The 20,691-nt window shown below is 63.2% G+C and carries 16 protein-coding genes and 4 pseudogenes; 7 read left to right on the top strand and 13 right to left on the bottom strand.

Translation table 11 applies throughout. From position 1 onward, the window contains the following. Positions 1-63 precede the first annotated feature (63 nt). Both CW305_RS18135 and CW305_RS18130 read right to left on the bottom strand, forming a co-directional pair. Positions 64-1,314, bottom strand: a pseudogene (locus CW305_RS18135) (IS256 family transposase). A 167-nt stretch (positions 1,315-1,481) separates the two neighbouring features. Continuing rightward, the gene (locus CW305_RS18130) at positions 1,482-3,140 is read right to left on the bottom strand and encodes a HAMP domain-containing methyl-accepting chemotaxis protein (protein ID WP_011078029.1); all 1,659 of its coding nucleotides are present in this window, start codon (positions 3,138-3,140) and stop codon (positions 1,482-1,484) included. A gap of 225 nt (positions 3,141-3,365) precedes the next feature. Here CW305_RS18130 and CW305_RS18125 point away from each other — a divergent pair, with 225 nt between their 5' ends. Both CW305_RS18125 and CW305_RS18120 read left to right on the top strand, forming a co-directional pair. Further along, complete coding sequence (locus CW305_RS18125) at positions 3,366-3,938, top strand: recombinase family protein (protein ID WP_011078028.1); 573 nt, start codon at positions 3,366-3,368, stop codon at positions 3,936-3,938. Between the two features lie 3 nt (positions 3,939-3,941). Next, positions 3,942-6,909: pseudogene (locus CW305_RS18120) on the top strand (Tn3 family transposase). 5 nt (positions 6,910-6,914) lie between these two features. Here the strand turns inward: CW305_RS18120 and CW305_RS18115 are convergent. After that, a pseudogene (locus CW305_RS18115) lies at positions 6,915-7,208 on the bottom strand (IS110 family transposase); the annotation flags it as partial. 894 nt (positions 7,209-8,102) lie between these two features. Here CW305_RS18115 and CW305_RS24010 point away from each other — a divergent pair. Together CW305_RS24010 and CW305_RS24005 are read left to right on the top strand one after the other, a co-directional pair. Then, a pseudogene (locus CW305_RS24010) lies at positions 8,103-8,180 on the top strand (hypothetical protein); the annotation flags it as partial. Between the two features lie 14 nt (positions 8,181-8,194). After that, entirely contained in the window at positions 8,195-8,500 is a 306-nt protein-coding gene (locus CW305_RS24005; protein ID WP_181063908.1) for an IS66 family transposase, read from the top strand. A gap of 401 nt (positions 8,501-8,901) precedes the next feature. On the opposite strand, the gene mobH is transcribed toward CW305_RS24005, so the two are convergent. From mobH to CW305_RS18080, 3 genes are all read right to left on the bottom strand, one after another. Beyond that, positions 8,902-10,719: a MobH family relaxase gene (mobH, locus tag CW305_RS18090; RefSeq protein WP_104098551.1), complete on the bottom strand. Its 1,818-nt coding sequence runs from the start codon at positions 10,717-10,719 to the stop codon at positions 8,902-8,904. Between the two features lie 203 nt (positions 10,720-10,922). Next, positions 10,923-11,843 (bottom strand): nucleotidyl transferase AbiEii/AbiGii toxin family protein, encoded by a 921-nt coding sequence (locus CW305_RS18085; protein WP_104098550.1) that lies wholly within the window; start codon positions 11,841-11,843, stop codon positions 10,923-10,925. Next, on the bottom strand, positions 11,836-12,600 hold the full coding sequence (locus CW305_RS18080) for a type IV toxin-antitoxin system AbiEi family antitoxin domain-containing protein (RefSeq protein WP_104098549.1): 765 nt from the start codon (positions 12,598-12,600) through the stop codon (positions 11,836-11,838). Before CW305_RS18080 ends, CW305_RS18085 begins: the two co-directional genes overlap by 8 nt. Positions 12,601-12,830: 230 nt before the next feature. Between CW305_RS18080 and CW305_RS18075 the strand changes: the two genes are divergently transcribed. After that, complete coding sequence (locus CW305_RS18075; RefSeq protein ID WP_009397194.1) at positions 12,831-13,199, top strand: DUF3742 family protein; 369 nt, start codon at positions 12,831-12,833, stop codon at positions 13,197-13,199. Between the two features lie 29 nt (positions 13,200-13,228). Here CW305_RS18075 and CW305_RS18070 read toward each other — a convergent pair whose 3' ends face one another. The 7 genes from CW305_RS18070 to CW305_RS18040 are packed head-to-tail and all read right to left on the bottom strand — an operon-like array spanning position 13,229 to position 17,294. After that, positions 13,229-14,749 (bottom strand): conjugal transfer protein TraG N-terminal domain-containing protein, encoded by a 1,521-nt coding sequence (locus CW305_RS18070; protein ID WP_014819613.1) that lies wholly within the window; start codon positions 14,747-14,749, stop codon positions 13,229-13,231. 15 nt (positions 14,750-14,764) lie between these two features. Beyond that, on the bottom strand, positions 14,765-15,190 hold the full coding sequence (locus tag CW305_RS18065; protein WP_245891006.1) for a DUF3438 family protein: 426 nt from the start codon (positions 15,188-15,190) through the stop codon (positions 14,765-14,767). Beyond that, complete coding sequence (locus tag CW305_RS18060) at positions 15,187-15,879, bottom strand: PFL_4703 family integrating conjugative element protein (protein WP_104098548.1); 693 nt, start codon at positions 15,877-15,879, stop codon at positions 15,187-15,189. Before CW305_RS18060 ends, CW305_RS18065 begins: the two co-directional genes overlap by 4 nt. Then, positions 15,876-16,286: a TIGR03750 family conjugal transfer protein gene (locus CW305_RS18055; protein ID WP_009397206.1), complete on the bottom strand. Its 411-nt coding sequence runs from the start codon at positions 16,284-16,286 to the stop codon at positions 15,876-15,878. The genes CW305_RS18060 and CW305_RS18055 overlap by 4 nt, the downstream gene beginning before the upstream one ends. Positions 16,287-16,298: 12 nt before the next feature. Next, on the bottom strand, positions 16,299-16,670 hold the full coding sequence (locus CW305_RS18050; protein ID WP_009397207.1) for a TIGR03745 family integrating conjugative element membrane protein: 372 nt from the start codon (positions 16,668-16,670) through the stop codon (positions 16,299-16,301). Positions 16,671-16,692: 22 nt separating this feature from the next. After that, positions 16,693-16,932: a TIGR03758 family integrating conjugative element protein gene (locus CW305_RS18045; protein WP_003140997.1), complete on the bottom strand. Its 240-nt coding sequence runs from the start codon at positions 16,930-16,932 to the stop codon at positions 16,693-16,695. Then, positions 16,929-17,294 carry an integrative conjugative element protein, RAQPRD family gene (locus tag CW305_RS18040; protein WP_016851981.1) on the bottom strand — a complete coding sequence of 122 codons (366 nt, stop codon included), beginning with the start codon at positions 17,292-17,294 and terminating at the stop codon, positions 16,929-16,931. The genes CW305_RS18045 and CW305_RS18040 overlap by 4 nt, the downstream gene beginning before the upstream one ends. Before the next feature lie 31 nt (positions 17,295-17,325). Between CW305_RS18040 and CW305_RS24000 the strand changes: the two genes are divergently transcribed. After that, on the top strand, positions 17,326-17,718 hold the full coding sequence (locus tag CW305_RS24000) for a helix-turn-helix domain-containing protein (protein WP_425444919.1): 393 nt from the start codon (positions 17,326-17,328) through the stop codon (positions 17,716-17,718). A 58-nt stretch (positions 17,719-17,776) separates the two neighbouring features. Further along, on the top strand, positions 17,777-20,656 hold the full coding sequence (locus tag CW305_RS18030; RefSeq protein WP_104098547.1) for an SNF2-related protein: 2,880 nt from the start codon (positions 17,777-17,779) through the stop codon (positions 20,654-20,656). The last annotated feature ends 35 nt before the right edge of the window (positions 20,657-20,691 follow it).

Genomic DNA, 20,691 nt, shown 5'->3' with positions numbered 1-20,691 from the left:
ATCCGGAAAATAACGTACGCTAAGGATGAGGGTGTCCCGGATTATGTGTAAACGGGATTTCTATTAATCCTGCATCAATCGATCTTCGAACTGGATACTGAAGCGATTCAGAGCCGCTTTCCAGTCCCGTATCGGCATCGTCCACTTCTTGCTGATGTTGTTCAGCGCCAGATAAAACAGCTTGCTCACGGCCTCGTCAGTTGGGAACGAGGCCCGGGTCTTGATCACCTTGCGCAAACTCATGTTGATCGATTCGATGGCGTTGGTGGTGTAGATCACCTTGCGGATCTCGGCCGGATGGTCGAAGAACGGGATAACCCGTGCCCAGTTACGCCGCCAGGACAGGCCGATTGACTGGTACTGACCACCCCACTTTTCTTCAAACTCCGTCAGCCGTTGCTCGGCCAGTTCGACCGTCGCCGAGGTGTAGACCAGCTTCAGATCGGCGGCCACTTCCTTGCGCGCTTTCCAGGACACGAAGTTCAGGCTGTTGCGCACCATGTGCACGATACACAACTGCACGCAGGCTTTCGGATAGACCGTTTCGATCGCCTCGGGGAAGCCCTTGAGGCCGTCCACGCAGGCGATAAAAATGTCCTGCACGCCACGGTTCTTCAGCTCGGTGACTACCTGCAACCAGAACTTGGCACCCTCGGTTTGGGCGATCCACAGCCCCAGCACTTCCTTGTGCCCGTCCATATTGACCCCGATAGCCAGGTACACCGCCTTGGTCCGCACCGCGCCGGCATCGCGCACTTTGACGTGGATGCAGTCCAGATAAAGGATCGGGTACAGCGGATCGAGTGGACGGCCCTGCCAGAGCTTCACCTCGTCGCTTACCGCGTCCGTGACGGTCGAGATGAGGGTTGGGGAGACCTCGGTGCCGTACATCTCCTCCAGGTGCCCCTGGATCTCTCGTACGCTCAGGCCGCGGGCGTACAGCGAGATGATCTTGTCGTCGAAGCCCGTCCAGCGGGTTTGCTGCTTGGCCACCAGCTGCGGCTCGAACAGCGCCTGGCGGTCACGAGGGATGGCCAGCGGCAGTTCGCCGAAATCGCCCTTGAGGGTTTTGTCGCTGTGACCGTTACGGGCATTACCGCCGGCGTTGAAGATCGATCCACTCTTGCCATGCCCAGGTGCTCGGTCATCTCGGCTTCCAGCGCACGCTCGACCAGCATCTTGGTGAGCTGGCTTGAGCAGGCCGTTTTCGCCAATCAAATCTTCCGGTTTCTTGTAATTGACCAGCAGGCTGTCGGCGAGCTTAACGAGTTCAGGGTCGGGCTTCGCTCGCTTGGTGCGTTTTACTACGGTCATGGGTACTCCTTGAGGCTGGCAGTCTCCTGCCAAATGACCGTTTACACAAAGTTAAAAACACCCTCCTCAGGATGGCCTGAGGAAGTCCTTTCTCGGGAAAAAGAGCCCAGCAGCCGAGCGGGTTACAGCGCATCAATTCCGCGAAGCTGGGGCTTTTCAGAGTTTCCCTAAAGACGGAACATGTGCATCAGACGCTGAAGTTGGCTTGCCAGAGAAGCCAATTGCGTACTGGTGGCAACATTCTGACGTGAGGCTTCGCTAGTTTTTTCGGCAATCTGGCTTACGTTGGTAACGTTACGGCTGATCTCCTCCGCGACAGAGCTTTGCTCCTCAGCTGCAGAAGCAATCATGGCATTCATGTCATTAATGGTCGCCACAGCATTACTGATTTGCTCCAGCATATGGCCTGCACTGGCAACCTGCTGCTTACCAGCTTGTGCTTTGCTGCAACTGCTTTCCATGACAGCAACAGCACGATTTGCGCCGCTCTGCAGCTTTTCAATCATGGCCTGAATTTCGTTGGCTGACTGTTGCGTGCGCGAAGCAAGCGAGCGCACCTCATCCGCGACAACAGCAAAGCCTCGTCCGTGCTCACCAGCATGTGCAGCTTCAATAGCCGCGTTAAGGGCAAGCAGGTTGGTTTGTTCGGTAATGCTTCGAATGACATCCACTACAGAGCTAATACCAGCACTGTCTGCCTCAAGCTCATGAATCACAGTGGCAGCGTGTTCAACTTCACTGGCGAGGCTGTCAATAGAAGCGATTGTTTGATGAACCACGCGCATGCCGCTTTCAGACTGCTGATCGGCCTCCTGTGCCGCCCGTGCCGCACTGGCAGCGTTCCCCGCTACGTCCTGAACAGTAGCGGACATTTCGTTCATCGCAGTAGCTATCAGGTCTGTCTCCAGCTGCTGGCGGCGGATACCGTCACTGGTTTGACTACTTGCCTGGGCCGTCTGCTCAGCTGCAGCTGCCAGTTGCTCCACGGCACCTGCCAACTCTTGAAAGGTGTGGTGAAAACGCGAAGCCATTTCATTGAATGCGCTAGATATTTCGCCCAGCTCATCACGCCCCTGATAGGTAACTCGATAGCCCAAATTGCCATCAGCGAGCTGCTGACCGCCGACTTGAAGCTCCCGAACGCCTTTGGTGATACTTGGCACAGTGGCCAGAGCCGTGACTGTGACCAGAGACAGAGCCACTACCAGCGCCAGTCCTATCATCGCCACAAGACGCTCGAATTGCTTATCCGCGTTTTGAAAGCTTAATTCAGCTGCCGACGCCTCCGACTCAATAAGAGTGCGCAAGCTGGCATAGGTAGTCATAAAAGCAGGATCAAGGCGGGTTAGCAGGATTTGGTTCCCTCCCGCATAGTCGCCTTGGCGCATCGCATTGAGCGTCGGCAGAACACCATTATCCAAGTAATCAGACAATTTGTTCTGCAGCTCAGTGCTAAGGCGCTGCTGTTCTTTGCTCATTGGTATACGCTGGTAGTCAGAAAGGCGCTCACGGATGATGCTTACGCTTTTATCCACTCTATCGAAATGCATACTCGATGGATGATCATGCGCCTTCTCGAAGGCACTTCCGGGCTCATGCTGAAGGGCAAGCAAAAGCTGAGCACGCGCGTTGTGCATGTGGTTATTGATGTCGCCAAGCTTGTCGATCGGTAGCAACATGTTGTTGTACAGCCGATCAATCACTGCATTGCTGGTGCGCATTCCATTAAGACCAGCCATTGGCAAGCCGACAGCCATAGATGCTAGAAGCACGAGCAAGCCGATGAGACGGGTTTTTATTGAGAAACGGGCTAGCCAACCACTCATCGTGTCACCTCATTATTAGATATTTCAATGTGCCTTCATTGTATCGGCTGGTTCATTTGAAATCTTGAGTCAGGCTCCCCCTCAAGGCTTCTCGCCATATGGCCGGGGGAAATATTAGTACTCAAATCAAATACAAGACCTAAAGGCCGTCAGGTTGGGCTATACCCTAACCGGATGTCAGGCAGCCCAGCGCTACGCCGTCAGATAGAGTCCATCATTAATTTTTTGACCTCTGCTTGCCAAAGTCATAGATTTCAGCCTGACAAATTCAGCAGTTACGACCAGAACCCGGAACGCCAACTGGAACAGACCCAGGTGAGCAAGCTGTTCACCGACAAGGCCTCGGGCAAGGATAATCAGCGCCCGCAACTGGAGGCGTTGCTGAGCTTCGTCCGTGAGGGCGACACCGTGGTGGTGCATAGCATGGATCGTCTGGCGCGCAACCTCGATGACCTGCGCCGCCTGGTGCAGAAGCTGACCCAGCGCGGCGTGCGCATCGAGTTCCTGAAGGAGGGCTTGGTGTTCACGGGCGAGGACTCCCCGATGGCCAACCTGATGCTATCTGTGATGGGGGCCTTCGCTGAGTTCGAGCGCGCCTTGATCCGTGAGCGGCAGCGCGAGGGCATCGCCTTGGCCAAGCAGCGCGGCGCGTACCGAGGCCGCAAGAAAGCCCTGTCCGATGAGCAGGCTGCTACCCTGCGGCAGCGAGCGACGGCCGGCGAGCCCAAGGCGCAGCTCGCCCGTGAATTCAACATCAGCCGGGAAACCCTCTACCAGTACCTCCGCACGGACGACTGATACATGCCGCGTCGCTTGATCCTCTCGGCCACGGAGCGGGACACCCTGCTCGCGCTGCCGGAAAGCCAGGATGACCTGATCCGCTACTACACCTTCAACGATTCCGACCTGTCGCTGATCCGCCAGCGGCGCTGGCGACGCCAACCGTCTGGGCTTTGCGGTGCAACTCTGCCTGCTGCGCTTCCCCGGCTATGCGTTGGGCACCGACAGCGAGCGGCCCGAGCCGGTGATCCTGTGGGTGGCCAAGCAAGTCCAGACCGATCCGGCGAGTTGGGAGAAGTACGGCGAGCGCGACGTGACCCGTCGCGAGCACGCCCAGGAACTGCGCACCTACCTGCAACTGGCCCCGTTCGGCCTGTCCGACTTCCGCGCCCTGGTGCGCGAGCTGACCGAACTGGCCCAGCAGACCGACAAGGGCTTGCTGCTGGCCGGTCAGGCGCTGGAGAGCCTGCGGCAGAGGCGACGCATCCTGCCGGCGTTGAGCGTGATCGACCGGGCTTGCTCGGAGGCCATTGCGCGGGCCAATCGGCGGGTCTACCGCGCCCTGGTCGATCCACTTACGGACTCGCATCGGGCCAAGCTGGACGAGCTGTTGACGCTCAAGGCCGGCAGCAGCATCACCTGGTTGACCTGGCTGCGACAGGCACCGCTGAAACCCAACTCCCGGCACATGCTTGAACACATCGAGCGGCTGAAGACATTTCAGCTGGTGGACTTGCCCGAAGGCCTGGGCCGGCACATCCATCAGAACCGCCTGCTCAAGCTGGCCCGCGAGGGTGGGCAGATGACACCCAAGGACCTCGGCAAGTTCGAGCCTCAGCGACGCTACGCGACCCTGGCCGCGGTGGTGCTGGAGAGCACCGCGACTGTGATTGATGAGTTGGTCGATCTGCACGACCGTATCCTGGTCAAGCTGTTCAGCAGCGCGAAGCACAAGCATCAGCAGCAGTTCCAGAAACAGGGCAAGGCGATCAACGACAAGGTGCGCCTGTATTCGAAGATCGGCCAGGCGCTGCTGGAGGCCAAGGAAAGCGGCAGCGACCCCTATGCAGCCATCGAAGCGGTGATACCTTGGGACGAGTTCACCGAGAGCGTCAGCGAGGCCGAGCTGCTTGCCCGGCCGGAAGGCTTTGACCATCTGCACCTGGTCGGCGAGAACTTCGCCACTCTGCGCCGTTACACGCCGGCCTTGCTGGAGGTGCTGGAACTGCGCGCTGCGCCGGCCGCGCAAGGCGTGCTGGCAGCCGTGCAGACCCTGCGCGAGATGAACGCCGACAGCCTGCGCAAGGTGGCGGCCGATGCACCAACGGCCTTCATCAAGCCCCGCTGGAAGCCGCTGGTGATCACCCTGGAAGGCAACGACCGGCGCTTCTATGAAATCTGCGCGCTTTCCGAGCTGAAGAACGCCCTGCGCTCCGGCGACATCTGGGTCAAGGGCTCGCGGCAGTTCCGTGACTTCGACGACTTCCTGCTGCCGGCAGAGAAGTTCGCCACGCTCAAGCGGGAACAGGCCCTGCCCCTGACGATCAATCCCAACAGCGACCAGTACCTGGAAGAGCGCTTGCAGCTGCTGGACGAACAGTTGGCCACCGTCACCCAGCTGGCCAAGGACAACGAGCTGCCCGACGCCATCCTCACCGAGTCCGGGCTGAAGATCACCCCGCTGGATTCAGCGGTGCCAGATCGTGCGCAGGCGCTGATCGACCAGACCAGCCAGTTACTGCCGCGCATCAAGATCACCGAACTGCTGATGGACGTTGACGACTGGACGGGCTTCAGCCGCCACTTTACCCACTTGAAGGACGGGGCCGAGGCCAAAGACCGGACGTTGCTGCTGTCCGCGATCCTCGGTGATGCAATCAACCTCGGGCTGACCAAGATGGCCGAGTCGAGCCCCGGCCTGACCTACGCCAAGCTGTCCTGGCTGCAAGCCTGGCACATCCGAGACGAAACCTACTGGGCGGCCCTGGCCGAGCTGGTCAACCACCAGTTCCGTCATACCTTCGCCGCTCACTGGGGCGACGGCACGACCTCTTCGTCCGATGGCCAGCGCTTCCGGGCGGGCGGCCGGGGCGAAAGCACCCGGCACGTCAACCCGAAGTACGGCAGCGAGCCGGGCCGGCTGTTCTACACCCACATCTCCGACCAGTACGCGCCATTCAGCACCCGCGTGGTGAATGTCGGCGTGCGCGATTCCACCTACGTGCTCGATGGCCTGCTGTACCACGAGTCCGACTTGCGGATCGAGGAGCACTACACCGACACGGCCGGCTTCACCCATCACGTCTTCGCCCTAATGCACCTGCTGGGCTTCCGCTTCGCACCACGCATCCGCGACCTCGGCGAAACCAAACTGTATGTGCCGCAGGGCGTGCATGCCTACCCGGCGCTGCGCCCGCTGATAGGAGGCACCCTGAACATCAAGCACGTCCGTGCCCATTGGGATGACATCCTGCGCCTGGCCAGCTCGATCAAGCAGGGCACCGTCACCGCCTCGCTGATGCTGCGCAAGCTCGGCAGCTATCCGCGCCAGAATGGCCTGGCCGTCGCCCTGCGCGAACTGGGCCGGATCGAACGCACGCTGTTCACCCTGGACTGGTTGCAAAGTGTTGAGCTGCGCCGCCGCGTGCATGCCGGCCTGAACAAAGGTGAGGCTCGCAACTTGCTGGCTAGGGCGGTGTTCTTCAACCGCCTTGGGGAAATCAGGGATCGGAGCTTCGAGCAGCAGCGCTACCGGGCCAGCGGCCTCAACCTGGTGACGGCCGCCATCGTGCTGTGGAACACGGTGTACCTGGAGCGCGCCACCCAGGGACTGGTCGAAGCCGGCAAGCCGGTGGACGGCGAGCTGCTGCAATACCTGTCGCCGCTGGGCTGGGAGCACATCAACCTGACCTGCGATTACGGCTGGCGGCAGAGCCGCAGGCTGGAAGACGGGAAGTTCAGGCCGCTACGGTTGCCTGGAAAACCTTAGCGTACGATTTTTTCCGAATTCTGCGGGCTCCCCTTGTTGCCCTTGACGAAAGGACGCACGAACTGCGGCGAGATCAATTTCACTTGATGCCCGAGCGCCGTCAGTTGGCGCGCCATAAAGTGCGCTCCGGCGCAGGCTTCCATCACCACCGTGCAAGCCGGCAGGATGCCAAGCAATCGCATCATTTGCTGGCGTGTCGCTTTCGTGCGAAAGATCTTCCGGCCAGAACCGTCTTTTCCGTGTAGATGAAAGCTTTGCTTGCCCGGATCAATCCCTACCAGTGCAACTGCGCTCGTGATGATGGCCTCCGAAATAAAACACCCTGCGAAAGTGTGCCCTCGGAGGGTGGGGATGACCATCTCATTAACCCGAATCTCGAACGCGCGGAACCCACCAGGCAGCAAAAGCCACCGATCTTCTCGGCATGCAGCCAACTACCCTGGCTGCTGCCCAGCTCCACGCTGATCCTCCGCGCCGTTTCGCAAACTACCGGTATCAGCCTGCATGCGCTTTTCATCCATGTATTCGAGCGTGCTGGACAGGCTGCTCGCGGCGACGGTCTTGCGGCTGCCGCCGCGTATCGACAGTAAGCGCCCCCCCCCCTTTTGCTCGAACACCCCGCCCTGCATCCTGTGCTTTTCCAGTAGGGGATTTATATGGAAACGATGCACGCGCGCCGCGAGTCCTGGGCTCGGCATGTTCAGGCCTGGCAGGACAGCGGGCTGACGCAGTTGCTTATTGCCAGTAGCATGCGCTCAAACCCGAGGCACTGGCCTACTGGATCAGGCGCAGCAAGCGGGCGGCCACGCCGCTTACCCTGGTGCCCGTGGCAGCGGCAGGGGTGTGGCTGCTGCAGGCATGCCAGTGGCTGGCGGTTGGCGTTGCCGGCGGACGTCGATGCAAGCTGGTTGGCCGGATTGCTGCGGGGGATGGCCTGACGCGAATGCCGGCCCAGGTTTGGCTGGTGGCCGACCGATCAACATGCGCTTGGGGATCGACGGGCTTTGGTGCACCTTCAGCAGGCCCTCGGGCGACCACCCTGCGATGGCACGACCTATGCCTTTCGCAATCGGCACGGCTCGCGGCTCAAGCTGTTGCAGTAGGACGGCACCGGTGTGTGGTTGGGTCAGCGCCGTCTGCATCAAGGCCGTTTTCGCTAGTTCCATGCCGCCGAATGCAGCGCCGCGCTGGTCAAGATCGGCGAAGACATCAGCGAGCAGCTCGACCTGATCCTGGCCAGGTCCTTCGTCCACCGGCACAGTCGCCCGCAATAAGCCTGCCGCCCGTGCGAAAGCATCAGCGCCGCGCCGGTTCCGCCGGCAGTGGCGTGGCCTTGCAGCCCCTGGTGGATCGGCTGCGCGCCTTATTGCTCCAACGCCAGGTGCTGCATGCCGATGAAACACCCTCTGCGGCAACTCGATCCCGGCGAGGGGAAAACCAAACGCCCCTATATCTGAGCCTACTCTGGGCCTACCGCAGCAACGACCTGGAGCCCAGTGACAGCCGAGGCCTTGCGGCGCATCGCCGATCTCTATGCCCTCGATTGGCGCGCCCGCGCACTCGACGCGGCCGTCCGGCAGCTGCTGCGTGAACAGAAAGCCCTGCCCAAACTGCAGGCCCTACACGACCGGCTGCAGCTACCGCGCCGCCGCCATCCAGGGCCTTGCTGGCCACCACCAGACTGAACGGGCTCGAGTCCGGCGCCTGGCTCAAGGACACCCCGGGGAAAACTGCCCATCTGGCCCACCAGCCGGATCGAGGAGCTGTTGCTCCTCGGCGTCTCAACCTGAGTAGCGATGGGACGGCTGGACGCTCACCTTTTTTCATAAGACGAGCCGAAAACGGGCACCTACCCACAGCATGGGTTCGCGGAGGCGGGCTTAACCGTGATCGGTTGCTGAATGGGGGAGATGCCGCTCAGGATGCGCTTAATGCAGCTCACGACCTGCTCAACCTAGATTGCTAATTCCCGGCTTGGATAGGTGGCAGGTTTTACAGAAGGTTCGCGCTTGGTAAGAAGTCCTCATGCAGGAGCCGCAGGTATGGGTTGTCTGGCGGCGTCTCCTCGAACAGCGTATCCGGGCTGGCGAGCAGATAGCCGTGCAGCCGGCGCGACTTGCGCGGCCCCGTGACTTCGCAGGTCCAGATGTTCAGCCCGCTGGGCTGCTTGCGGTGCTGCCCCAGCTTCTCGAAGCGCTTCTGCACCCACTGCCACCCCTCCAGCTTCTCCTGCTTGGCCAGCGCTGCGACTTGAAGATACTCCTGCGCGTAGCGCTGGAACACGCCGGGGCTGACGAGGTAGGCCGTGCCGGCGACGGTATGCACCAGAGCCTTGGCGTCGTTGATGATCAGCTTGCGCGTCTGGATGCTCTGACGCAGCCAGGCCATGAAGTGCGCCCCGGAGGGCTCCGCGCGATCCGGGGCAGGCGCGAGGCTCATCGGCGGCGGTGGCACGGTCAAAGGGGCCGGCTCGGGCTCGGCAACAGGGCAACTCGGGATCTCCGGTGCTGTGGGTGGAGTGGTGTCTCCCAGCAGGTCGAGCAGCGCGGCCACGCCCGGGTCTGTGGCTGCGGATGCAATCGGCGCCGTGCTCGCGGGTGCAGCATCGATGCCTTCCGCGCGCGGCACATCAGCCACCGCCGGCGCCTGCGGCTCCGCTTGTTCCTCTTCGACCTGCACACGGCCTGCGAAGGGCGCCGGCCGGTCGGCGGCATCCCAGATCATCGCCGGCGAGAGTTTCAGGAAGGTGAAGGCGTGCGACCAGCCGGCGTCGCTGGTGACGGTAGCCTTCCAGATCGCCTTGCCGTCCGGCGTGGCAAGAGCGATGCCGTGATCCTGCAGCACGTTGAACACTGCCGTATTGCTCGCCGGGATGCCGTCGATGCCCTGCGACAGCAGATGTGCGCGCAGCTTGTCGGAGACGGTCTTGCTCACCAGCCACAAAGCCTCTTGGGTCAGCCAACCGTCCGCCGGGCCGCCCTGGTTCAACTTGAACTCTTCCTTGAGCAGGTAGCGCAAGCCGTCGAGCAATTTGCGTTGCAGCGCATGCTTGGGCGCCGCCAGCGCCTTGCTGGGATCGCCGCCGAGTTCCTGGGCGACCGATGCCTGGTCGGCCTGCACGACCAGCTCGCCGAGCGTGCCGGCGTGCTCGTACTGGCCGGCCAGCACGTACAGCAGCGCGGCCCAGAGGTCGGGATAGCCACTGAGCCAGTCGAAGATGTCCCGATCGAGAAGGCGCGCGTAGAGCAGCCCGGTGGCGGCGCTGTGCAGGCGGTACTCACGCTCCTTTCGGTAACGGAAGCGGTAGGGCTTTCGCAGCGGGCCGTGCCAGGGATGCCAGACGCTGCCGTCGGCATGCTCGACGTGCAGATCGACGGCAATCTTGCCGATGTCGTGCAGCAGGGCCGCGTAGGCCGTGCCTGCGGTCCAGGCTTCGGCCTGGGCCGCCTGTGCCTCCGGCGTGACGCCGGCAGGCAGCAGGTGCGACTGCCGCAGCTTGAGCGCATAGGCCGTGATTTCGAGGCCGTGGTCCAGCATGCCGCCCGGATAGGCGTGGTGGTGGCTTTCAGACGCAGGGAACTGTTGGACCAGTTCGGCGTAGCGTTCCAGCGGCGCCAGGTACAGCGTGGCGAACTGGCGGCGCGACAGCGAGGTGCGCTGCCAGATGTGTTCCAGCAGTTTCTGCCGGCGCGGTGTTGCCAGCAGCGATGCGGCCGACTCGGGCCGCGTCAGCCCTTTGGGTGTCTCGGTGGAGGGAGTGGATGGTGCGCCGGAGGCCGGTAGCATCCGTTTGCGAAACAGCGAGAGCATGGCGAACCTCGGATGAGGGACTGCTCAGGGGTGCCTTTTGGCCTTTTCGGGTAGGGCCTTTCCCCTCGGCCCCATTCCCTTGCCCCTTCCCAGCCCTTGCGGCCTTTTCGGAAGCCTTTGGGTATAGGGGCAGCGCGTGTCGCGTGCCGCAATCAATGCGGCATGGGGCAACCCCGGCAAGCCGGGATACTGCTGCCGCCGCGTCAGATCTGGCCCAGGCCGGCATCGAGCGCAGCGGCTTGCGCGGCGAAGTCCTTGGGGCGCTTCTTGCGAAAGGTCTCCAGGTTGTTGAGCTTCCAGCGCAGTGCCGGCAGTTGCGCGGCGTGCTGGCATTGCACCAGCGACCAGTCCGGTTCTGCGCGTACCAGGCCACTCAGGAACCGCCTGTGCGCCTGCGTCAGCCGTTGCTGCAACTCGCGTCGCAACTGCGCGCGAGCGTCCAGCAGCGTGTCCAAGGGGCAGTCCACTTCGGCCATACCGACAAAGGCTCGTCCGTACTCGCCGGCGATGTCCTTGTCGTTGCCGAACAGCACTTCGTGGGGCGGCCGGTTGTGCCCGGCCAGGTAGACCACGAAGCACTCGACCATGCCATCGCTGATGCCGCCTGATTCGTAGAGCTGCCACACGTCGAACAGATCGCGCGGATGCTGTCGATCCAGCGCAGCCACCAGCTTGCTGGCGTACAGTTCATCCGGCGCCAGGATCGGCAGCTCGAACTCGACGCCGAACAGATCGCGGGTCTTGGCGCTCAGTGGTCGCCGCTCGACGGGCAGCACGCTGCCACGGAACACGACATTGACCTCGATCTTCACTTGGCCTACGTCGTTCTCGACGATCAGCTTGGTGTCCCCCGGGGCCTTGGCGCGAACCAGGCGTGTTTGCACACCCAGTGGTGCAAGGCGCGTGGCGATGGCGGCCAGCTCCTGGTTGATGGCTTGCAGCGCTTCGTCGCGCGGCGTCTGCCACGGGAGGTACACCACGTCGATGTCCACCGACAGGCGTGGCATGTCCTGCACGAACAGGTTGATGGCCGTTCCGCCCTTCATGGCAAAGATGTCGTTGGCGAACACGTCGGGCGCGACGGCCAGCAGCAGGCGAACGGTGTCCGCGTAGGTCTTATCCATGAGGTCTCAGGCTCAGCAAGGTGCCGTCATCGAGCCGGCTCATCCAGCGCGTGTTACTGCCGGTGCGAACCGGGTACTGCTCCAGCAGGGCATCGACATCCACGAGGCTGGTCTCGCGCGCCCAGGTGAGGAACAGGCGCACGGCCTTCACGCTGGCGCAGCAGGACAGCAGTTGCCCGAGCAAGTCCTTGCGGGGAGAACGCAGTCCATCAAAGATGTTGCGGGCCTCTTCGAGGCTCTGCTTGACGCCGGACTCGTACAGCAGTTCCAGCACAGCGCGCTCGGGAACCGCCGCCCGCAGGTGATCAGGCAGGCCCGGCGGCGTGGTCAGGGTCTTGTCGGCCAGCGGCGCGTCCGCGTCTGGCCAGTCGAACAGGCGGGCATGGACGTAGCGGGCCGGGAAGCGCGAGGTGAACCAGCCCGGCAACGCGTAGCGGTTGTCGCCCCACAGCACCAGCGCCTCCCGGCTTCCCAGGTTGTGCCGCACGCCCTGCAGGGCCAGGGCGCTCTTGCCGCCGACGTGCAGGCCGGGCACGCGCTGTTGCAGGAACTTCAGCGCACTGTAGACCCCGAATTCATCGTTCGGGAAGGCATAGACGCCATGGGCCAGGCGCACGAGCCACCCGCCGTCGGCATAGTGGGCGGCAAGCTGGGGCGACACCCCGAACTGACTCAGGGTGGCGAGGTCGAACGGCGCCCCGCGGGGGAGTCCGGCCTGCAGCCGCTTGATTACCTGGTGCCTAGAATTTCCATCCATGCTATAAAAATAGCACGGAATCCAATCAGCCCCTAGAGGTATCGCAAGAACCTCGCAGGGAAAGTAGCATAAGGTTTGATTTCTATTGCAAAATCTAATCATCTTGGCGACACCCGAGCCAGCCTGGCTCTGCCAGCCGCAACCCACCCGCCCTCCTGATCGCGGTCTATGCTGGAGGGCAAGCCACAACCGGCCGCTCCTGAGGTGAGGCACCACTGAAACCGAGGCACATGAGCATGACCACCAACACGCACAACGGGCGCTGGAGCCACCGGCTGGGCCGGGGGGCTGGCCGTGCCTGGCGTGGATACCAGCGCCGCGAGCAGCGTGTCGCCGGCCGGCTGGTGACGCGCGGGGTGCCCGCAGGCGCGGCGACGGCGGTGCTCTGGATCGTCAAGCTGGCCGTGCTTGGCATGCTGCTCTACACCGTATCCTGGCTCGTCCTGCTGCTGGCCTTTGCGGTGGTCGCCACATGGTTCGCGCGAAATGCCGATGCGGATGACGAGAAGCAGCCGGAACTTAGAGACGGACACTCGGGCGTCGGCCTGTACGACAAAGATGACTGGCGGATCGACATGGGCGATCCCGACGAGCCGTAGCCGCCGCATCAGCGCGAGGAGAGTGCTCCTTACTTCGCTGCACCTTTCGATACGGCCGTCATCGCAAGACGAGAGCCGCTACCTCCAGCCGACTTTGCATCGGACGTGCCAGTGATGAGACCGCCCAGGAAGTTTCCAGCGCGAACTCCCGCCCATCCGAGTGCCATCACCCAGAACGTCGGTAACACGATGAACATCATCGCCATCACGAAATTCAACAGCATATCGCCGAAAGCGTTATTCAACCCCATCAGCGGGTTGAAGTTGCTGTGCGGCGAATGCCAGCCGTAGAGCGCGTCCAGGATCGTGCTGTCGATCCAGCGGGCGAGCTGGAACCAGAAGTCCACGAAGAACAGCGCGAACTGGACGCAGCTCACCGTCATCACCGTCTTCAGGTCGTAGGTGCCGATCAGCAGCACCAACGGGATGCAGATGACGAGCGCCATCTTGAGCATCGTCAGCACCATCGGCAGCGCTTGGCGCACCACGTCCATCGCGGGGAAGAAGGCCAGCGAGCCGACGGTCAGCCCCAGGTGGCTCGCGTCGCGCGTGACGATGTTCGGCAGCGTCCTGTCGATCTGACCGCCGTAATCGGTGTAGACGGCGCCCTGGTTCATCTTCTGCTGCCGCGGTGAGACCACGGCGCGAATCACCGAGTCATTGACCTCGCTCTGCGACAGGAAGCCTGCCCAGCGCCCGATGCGGGTCAGCAGGTCCGGGTCGACCTGTGCCAACAGTCGGCTGCGCAGCCCCTGGCCGCCATCGGTCCACCACTGTCGGCAGGACGGATAGCCGCCGCCGCTGTCCACCTGTGCCAGCCCCGCATCGCGGGTCGCGTCGTAGGGCCAGGCCGTGCGCGGCGTGCGGGAGTGGTAGGTGTCATAGAAGCCGGGCGTGTCGAGGAGGTAACTCGACCCGATCCAGGTGACGTCGTTCATCTGCTCGTCGGAGAGCGTCGGCCGGTTCATGAACAGCTTGGCTCGCGACGGCCCGTAGCAGTCGTGCGTGAAGTCGGCGACCTCCTGAGCCAGCACCGGATCATCGATGCGCGTGGCATCCACATCCATGCGAACCTGACGCAGATCCGTGCCGCAGGGAATCGCCGCCACTGCGGCGCTGGTGACCGCCTTCGAGATGGCGTGCATGAAGAACCACCACACCGGCACCAGCGCGCTCTGGTCGTTGAGCGCGGTGTAGACGTTGGACCAGCCCGTCTCGTTGGGCAGCGGGACGTTGACCTGGCATTGCGCGGAGCGGGTCGTGTCGAACTTGATCGTGGCGAGATCCACCGGGATGAACGGGATGCCGGCGAACAGGACGACCACGATCGCCACCCACACCCGGTTCTCGATGCGCATCGACGACAGCACGCCCTTGTTGCCCTCGTCCGCACCTTCGCTGCGGGCCTTGAGCCATTCCTGGATCACGATGGCCACGAACGGCAGCGCGAACACGCCGCTGGCCACGAGGATGCTCCAGATGCCGTTGTTGACCACCCAGGCCACCAGGGTCAGGTAATACTCCAGGTAGTCCGTGGTGTAGAGCGTCATCCCTGCCTCCCGGTCTCAGCCGTGCCGCAACAGTTGGCTGGCTTCCAGCGCGACCACGGCGATCACGGCCGCGATCTGCGTGCGCAGCAGGCGCTGATGCGTCTCGCGGGACGGCTCCCGCCGCAGCAGGCGCCGACGCATCCACCACCAGCCGTAAGCCGTCGCTCCGTAGACGCACAGCCGCCACACGAAGAAGTGGCCGGCGTGCGCCTGCAGCCAGTGCTGCCAGCCCTCGACGCCGCCGACCACGTGGATGCCGGCGATGTTCACCACCACCGCGGCGGCCACCACCAGCAAGGTCCACAGCAGCGCCACGCCGACCACCAGCGGCACCGGCAGGGGCAGGCGCTCCCAGCGCAGGATTTCCACGGCCTGGCTGGCCGGCACGACACCGAGGATCAGCAGGATGCCGGCCAGGGCCGACCAGTTAACGGACTTCATGGGGAGTCTCCCTGCAGGTGGCCGGAGGCGTTGGCGGGCGCGCCGGCCTGGGTCGGCGTCGGCGGCGGTTCGATGCGCTGGGGTGCGCTGGCGTAGCAGTCCAGCGCCAGGCCGAAGGGGTTGCGCTCGGGGTCGATGTCCAGCCGGACGACCTTGATGGGGTAGCGCACCAGGGCGCGCTTGACCTGCTCGGAGCCGTAGTATTCGTCCGCGCTCACGTCGAGCGTGACGATCCAATCGCGGTCGGAGAGCACCTTGACGCGCGTGGCCGGATCATCGCCGTAGCCGCGGCCGGGAATCTCGTAGATGCCGCGCACGCGCTGACGCAGCTCGCCACTGGCGCGCCGGTACTCGTAGTCCTGTTGCAGGAAGGCCCGGCAGCTCGGCGTGAAGTAGGCCGACAGCGCGCGCAGGTTGCGCGGGTAGTCTTCTTCGCCGTTCGTGGGCCAGCGCTGCACCTGCTGCCAGATGTAGAACGAGAAGGCATACACGCTCTCGGGCGGCACGTCCCACCACTTGCGCGTGCTGCCCGAGCGCAAGTCCGGCGGCACATGGATGGTCAGACTCTTCGGCGCACTCCACCAACCGAAGCCGAGCAGCAGCGCCACCACGAACAACGCGCCGGCCCCCAGACGCAGCGTCTTCACGTGCGCCTGCAAGTGCGCAACCTCGTTCTTGAAACGGCTCATGGCGCACCTCGATCGGCATTGCGCCGGGTAGTCCAAAAGCCCGAGCGGGTGATGAGGCGCTGCCCGCCCAGGAGTGCCGCCAGCGCCGGGTGCCGCAGGGCCAGCCGCCACTGGAGCTGCCGGTACAGCCAGGTGTCGGGCCGGCCGCGCTTCTGTGCGCGCAGGAAACCGCCGCCGACGAAGACGCCCAGCGCGATGCCGACGACGATCAGCGTGGGCACCATGGCGATGCTGTGCGTGAGCCAGGCCAGCGGCAGGCCGAGCACGAATCCGGCTGCGGCCGACAGACCGGCGCAGATCCACAACTCGTCGGCGGTCAGCCCGCGCACGACCACCGGCTGGCGGTTCAGCCGGTGCGGCAGGAAGGTCACCAGGGTGTCGCGCGGGGTCTCCGAAGGGACGGCCATCGCTTGCCGCCCTCACAGCACGCCGGTGGCCTTGGTGAGCAGCCAGATGCCGACCACCAGCAGGATTGCGCCCACGGCGACCGTCAGGCCGAACTGGCCCCAGGTGGCGCGGCCGGTGTGGATCTCCGAGTAGCGTGTGTAGGCGTGATAGCAGACACCGACGAACATCGAGGCGACCACGAGCAGCGCGATCAGCAGCACGATGTCGTAGCCGTAATTCTGCAAGGTCTGCAGGATGCCGCTGCCCTGGCCGCGCGATGGGTCTTCCATGGTCGGCAGGCCCTGCGCGAAGGCCGACAGCGGCAGGCCCGCGAACGCCAGCGGTAGCAGCAGCAGTGCGACGATGCGGGACGGAATGCGATGGGATGTCGATGGCAGGTTCATGGCGTATGGCCTTTCGTGACGTTCAGGAGAGGAGGAAGAAGGTCAGCACCAGGTACATCGCCACGAAGCGCACGACGACGGCGAGGAACTGACGTTCAGTGATGCGGTGCTCGGCCCAGCCGACGTAGGCGGTGCGCATGGCCCACACGCCCCACAGCAGCAACACGGCGAACACGAAAGCGAGCACCACGGCAGAGACGGCCGAAGGCGCAAAGCCGCCGTTGGCCTGGAAGGCGGCGACCTGATCGGCAGAGGGCGTCATGGCGACGGCTCCTCGTCGTGGGCGCGGTCGCGGCGGACGTAATCGCCGGCCATCGGGACGGGATCGCGCGGCTGGGCGCGCTGGGGCACGAGGTAGTCCTGCAGGCCGGCGCGAACGCGCTTCAGGTCGGCGCGCAGCCGGGCGTAGTCGAAGTGGTAGCGGGCGCGTTCCTGCGGAGCGGTATGGGCGGCGTGCTCGGCGAGGCGGTCGATCAGGTCGAGTTGGCGGGCGAGCGCGGCGAGCTGCTCACGCTCCATGGCGAGGCTGTCGGCGGCGACGGCAGGCTGCAGCGCCGAGAACGACACAGCCAACACCACGGCAAGCGCAGGCCATGCGGATGTGCGGCGGTTGGTCTGTCCCATCGTGCCATTCCCCGTTGAAGCGGATGGCCAGATGCTGTGGCGCGCCCTCGCTTCGCGCCGCAGGGAATGGGAACTACGGCATGACCGGATTTGTTGGTCGCGCTGGCCGACATTCGCGCAATGCCTGGTGGATTTCTTGTTGGCTAGCGCCTACCACCCTTTGGTAGAATTGAGCAAACTTGGCAATCCAAAGTCACGAAAGACCAAACCAGATGGTTTTCAGATGAGTGAAGTCGAGAGCGAGATCCTCACGCTGGAGGAAGTCGCGGCCTACCTCAAAGCCGGCAAACGGACGGTCTATCGCCTTGCCCAGAAAGGAGAGATTCCAGCGTTCAAGCTTGGGGGAACCTGGCGCTTTCGCCGCTCGGAGCTGGATCGGTGGATCGCCGAAAGCATCAACAAGAAGAAGCCGGAGGCCGAGTGAGCGCGGACCATGCCAGCCGCCGAATCACGCTCGGGGAAGAACAAGGGGAGGATCGCCGTTGACGACACAGCAGCTTCTGACGCCGCACCAGAGCCAGTACTTTGCTTGGCTGCTGACCAGGCGTGCAGCAGGCGACTCCGTGGAGTCGCTGGCTTCGACTTTGGTCGATTCGCAGGTCGATCTGAATCCCCATCAGGTCGAGGCCGCGCTCTTCGCTTGCCGCAACCCCCTCTCACGCGGCGTGATCCTCGCCGACGAGGTTGGTCTAGGCAAGACCATCGAAGCCGGCTTGGTCATCTCCCAACGCTGGGCGGAACGGCGGCGGAAGGTGCTCATCATCGTTCCAGCGAACCTGCGCAAGCAATGGCACCAAGAGCTGCAGGACAAGTTCGGCCTGCAAGGGCTGATCCTCGAAGCCAAAAGCTACAACGCGATCCGCAAACAGGAGCAGCGGAACCCGTTCCTGTTCGCCTCCGGTCCGATCATCTGTTCCTACCAGTTCGCGAAGGCCAAGGCTGACGATGTCAAGGGCATCGACTGGGACTTGGTCGTCCTCGACGAAGCGCATCGCCTGCGCAACGTCTACAAAACCAGCAACGTCATCGCCAAGACCCTCAAGGAGGCGCTGTCGCGCGTTCACTCCAAGGCGCTCCTGACCGCGACGCCGTTGCAGAACTCGCTGCTCGAACTCTATGGGCTGGTCAGCTTCATCGATGACCGCGTGTTCGGAGACCTTGATAGCTTCCGCTCGCAGTTCACCGGCAGAGAGCAATCCTTCAGCAGCCTGCGTGACCGGCTGGCGCCCATCTGCAAGCGCACCCTGCGCAAACAGGTTCAGCCCTACGTTTCGTACACAGCACGCAGGGCCATCGTCGAGGAGTTCACGCCATCGAGTGAAGAGCAGGAACTTTCCAGGCTCGTCGCCGATTATCTGCGCCGCCCCAACCTCAAGGCCCTGCCCGACGGGCAGCGCCAACTGATTTCACTCGTGCTGTGGAAGCTGCTTGCCTCCAGCACGCACGCGATTGCGGGTGCGCTGGAGACAATGGCCAAGCGCCTCCAGGGTGTGCTCGACAAAACCACCGAGGTTCCCGATCTGGCCGAGGAACTCGATGAGGACTACGAGTCGCTCGACGAAACCGCCGATGAGTGGAACGACCAAGGCTCAGACGTCGCAGCACCGAGCCGCTTGGAACGCGATGCCATCGCGGAGGAGATCGAGGAGCTTCGCCACTTCAAAACGCTGGCAACCAACATCCGGGACAACGCGAAGGGCAAGGCACTGTTCACCGCGCTGGATCGAGCCTTCGCCGAACTGGATCGGCTAGGCGCGCCCAGGAAGGCCATCATCTTCACCGAGTCCAAGCGCACGCAGGAATACCTCCTCAACTTGCTGGCCGACACGCCATACGGCGACGGCATCGTGCTCTTCAACGGCACCAATAGCGACCAGCGTGCGCAGGCGATTTACAAGGACTGGCTGAAGCGCCACGAAGGCACCGACCGCATCACCGGCTCCAAGACTGCCGACACCCGTGCGGCACTGGTCGAGCACTTCAAGGAGCGTGGCAAGGTCATGATTGCCACCGAGGCCGGAGCCGAAGGCATCAACCTCCAGTTCTGCTCGCTCGTCATCAACTACGACCTGCCGTGGAACCCGCAGCGCATCGAGCAGCGCATCGGGCGCTGCCACCGCTACGGTCAGAAGCACGACGTGGTGGTGGTCAACTTCGTCGACCGCAGCAATGAGGCCGATGCACGGGTGTACGAGCTGCTGTCGCAGAAGTTCCAGCTCTTCGAGGGCGTGTTTGGGGCTAGCGACGAAGTGCTGGGTGCCATCGGCTCCGGTGTCGATTTCGAGCGGCGTATCGCCGAGATCTACCAGAACTGCCGAGAGCCCGAGGAAATCAAGTCCAGCTTCGAGCAACTCCAGCTCGACCTCTCCGGCGAAATCAACGAGGCGATGGTCAAGACGCGCCAGGTACTGCTTGAGAACTTCGATGAGGAGGTGCAGGAGAAGCTGCGCATGCGGGCCGACGACAGCCGCAACGCGCGCAATCGCTTCGAGCGGATGCTGATGGACTTGACCCGCGCCGAACTGGTCCATTGCGCCGCGTTCGATGACGACGGCTTCGATCTTCGCCACATACCGACTGGAATCGAGCACAGCGGCCTCGCGGGCATCGAGCTGGGGCGCTACGAATTGCCCCGCCGCTCCGGCGACGCGCATCTATACCGCATCAATCATCCGCTGGCGCGATGGGGCATCGAGCAGGCCAAGGCTCGGGCACTCGACGGGGCTCGTCTCGTCTTCGACTACAACGCCTACGGTTCAAAGATCAGCACCCTCGAAACCTATCGCGGCAAAGCCGGATGGCTCACCGTGAAGCTGATCTCGGTCGAGACACTCGGCAACCAGGAGCAACATCTGCTGGTTGCCGCGGGCACGACCGACGGCGTCGTGCTCGCGGAAGAAGACCCGGAAAAGCTGCTGCGCCTGCCCGCGACCACGCAGGCGGCCAGTCTGTTCAACGCTCCTGACGCCACCCTGCTGGCCGACGTGGAAGCCCGCAAGACCGCACTCCTGCGCGACGTCAACGAGCGCAACCTCGGCTACTTCGAGCAGGAAGTCCAGAAGCTGGATGCCTGGGCGGACGACCTGAAGCTCGGTCTGGAGCAGGAGATCAAGGAGATCGACCGCGAGATCAAGGAGGTGCGCCGAACCGCCGCGACCTCGCCGACGCTGGAAGAAAAGCTGTCATGGCAGAAGAAGCAGCGCGAACTGGAGAGCAAGCGCAGCAAGCTGCGCCGCGAGTTGTTTGCCCGGCAGGACGAAGTCGAAGCGCAGCGCAATGACTTGATCAGCCAGTTGGAGGTACAGCTCCAGCAGCAGGTTGAAGAACGCACGCTGTTTGTCGTCGAATGGGAGCTGGTGTAGTGAATAATCAATTGGCACCGTTAGACCTGAGTATG

It is taken from the genome of Stutzerimonas kunmingensis (assembly GCF_002929225.1).
Classification (GTDB): domain Bacteria; phylum Pseudomonadota; class Gammaproteobacteria; order Pseudomonadales; family Pseudomonadaceae; genus Stutzerimonas.
This window is presented reverse-complemented; position numbering and strand designations above follow the sequence as displayed.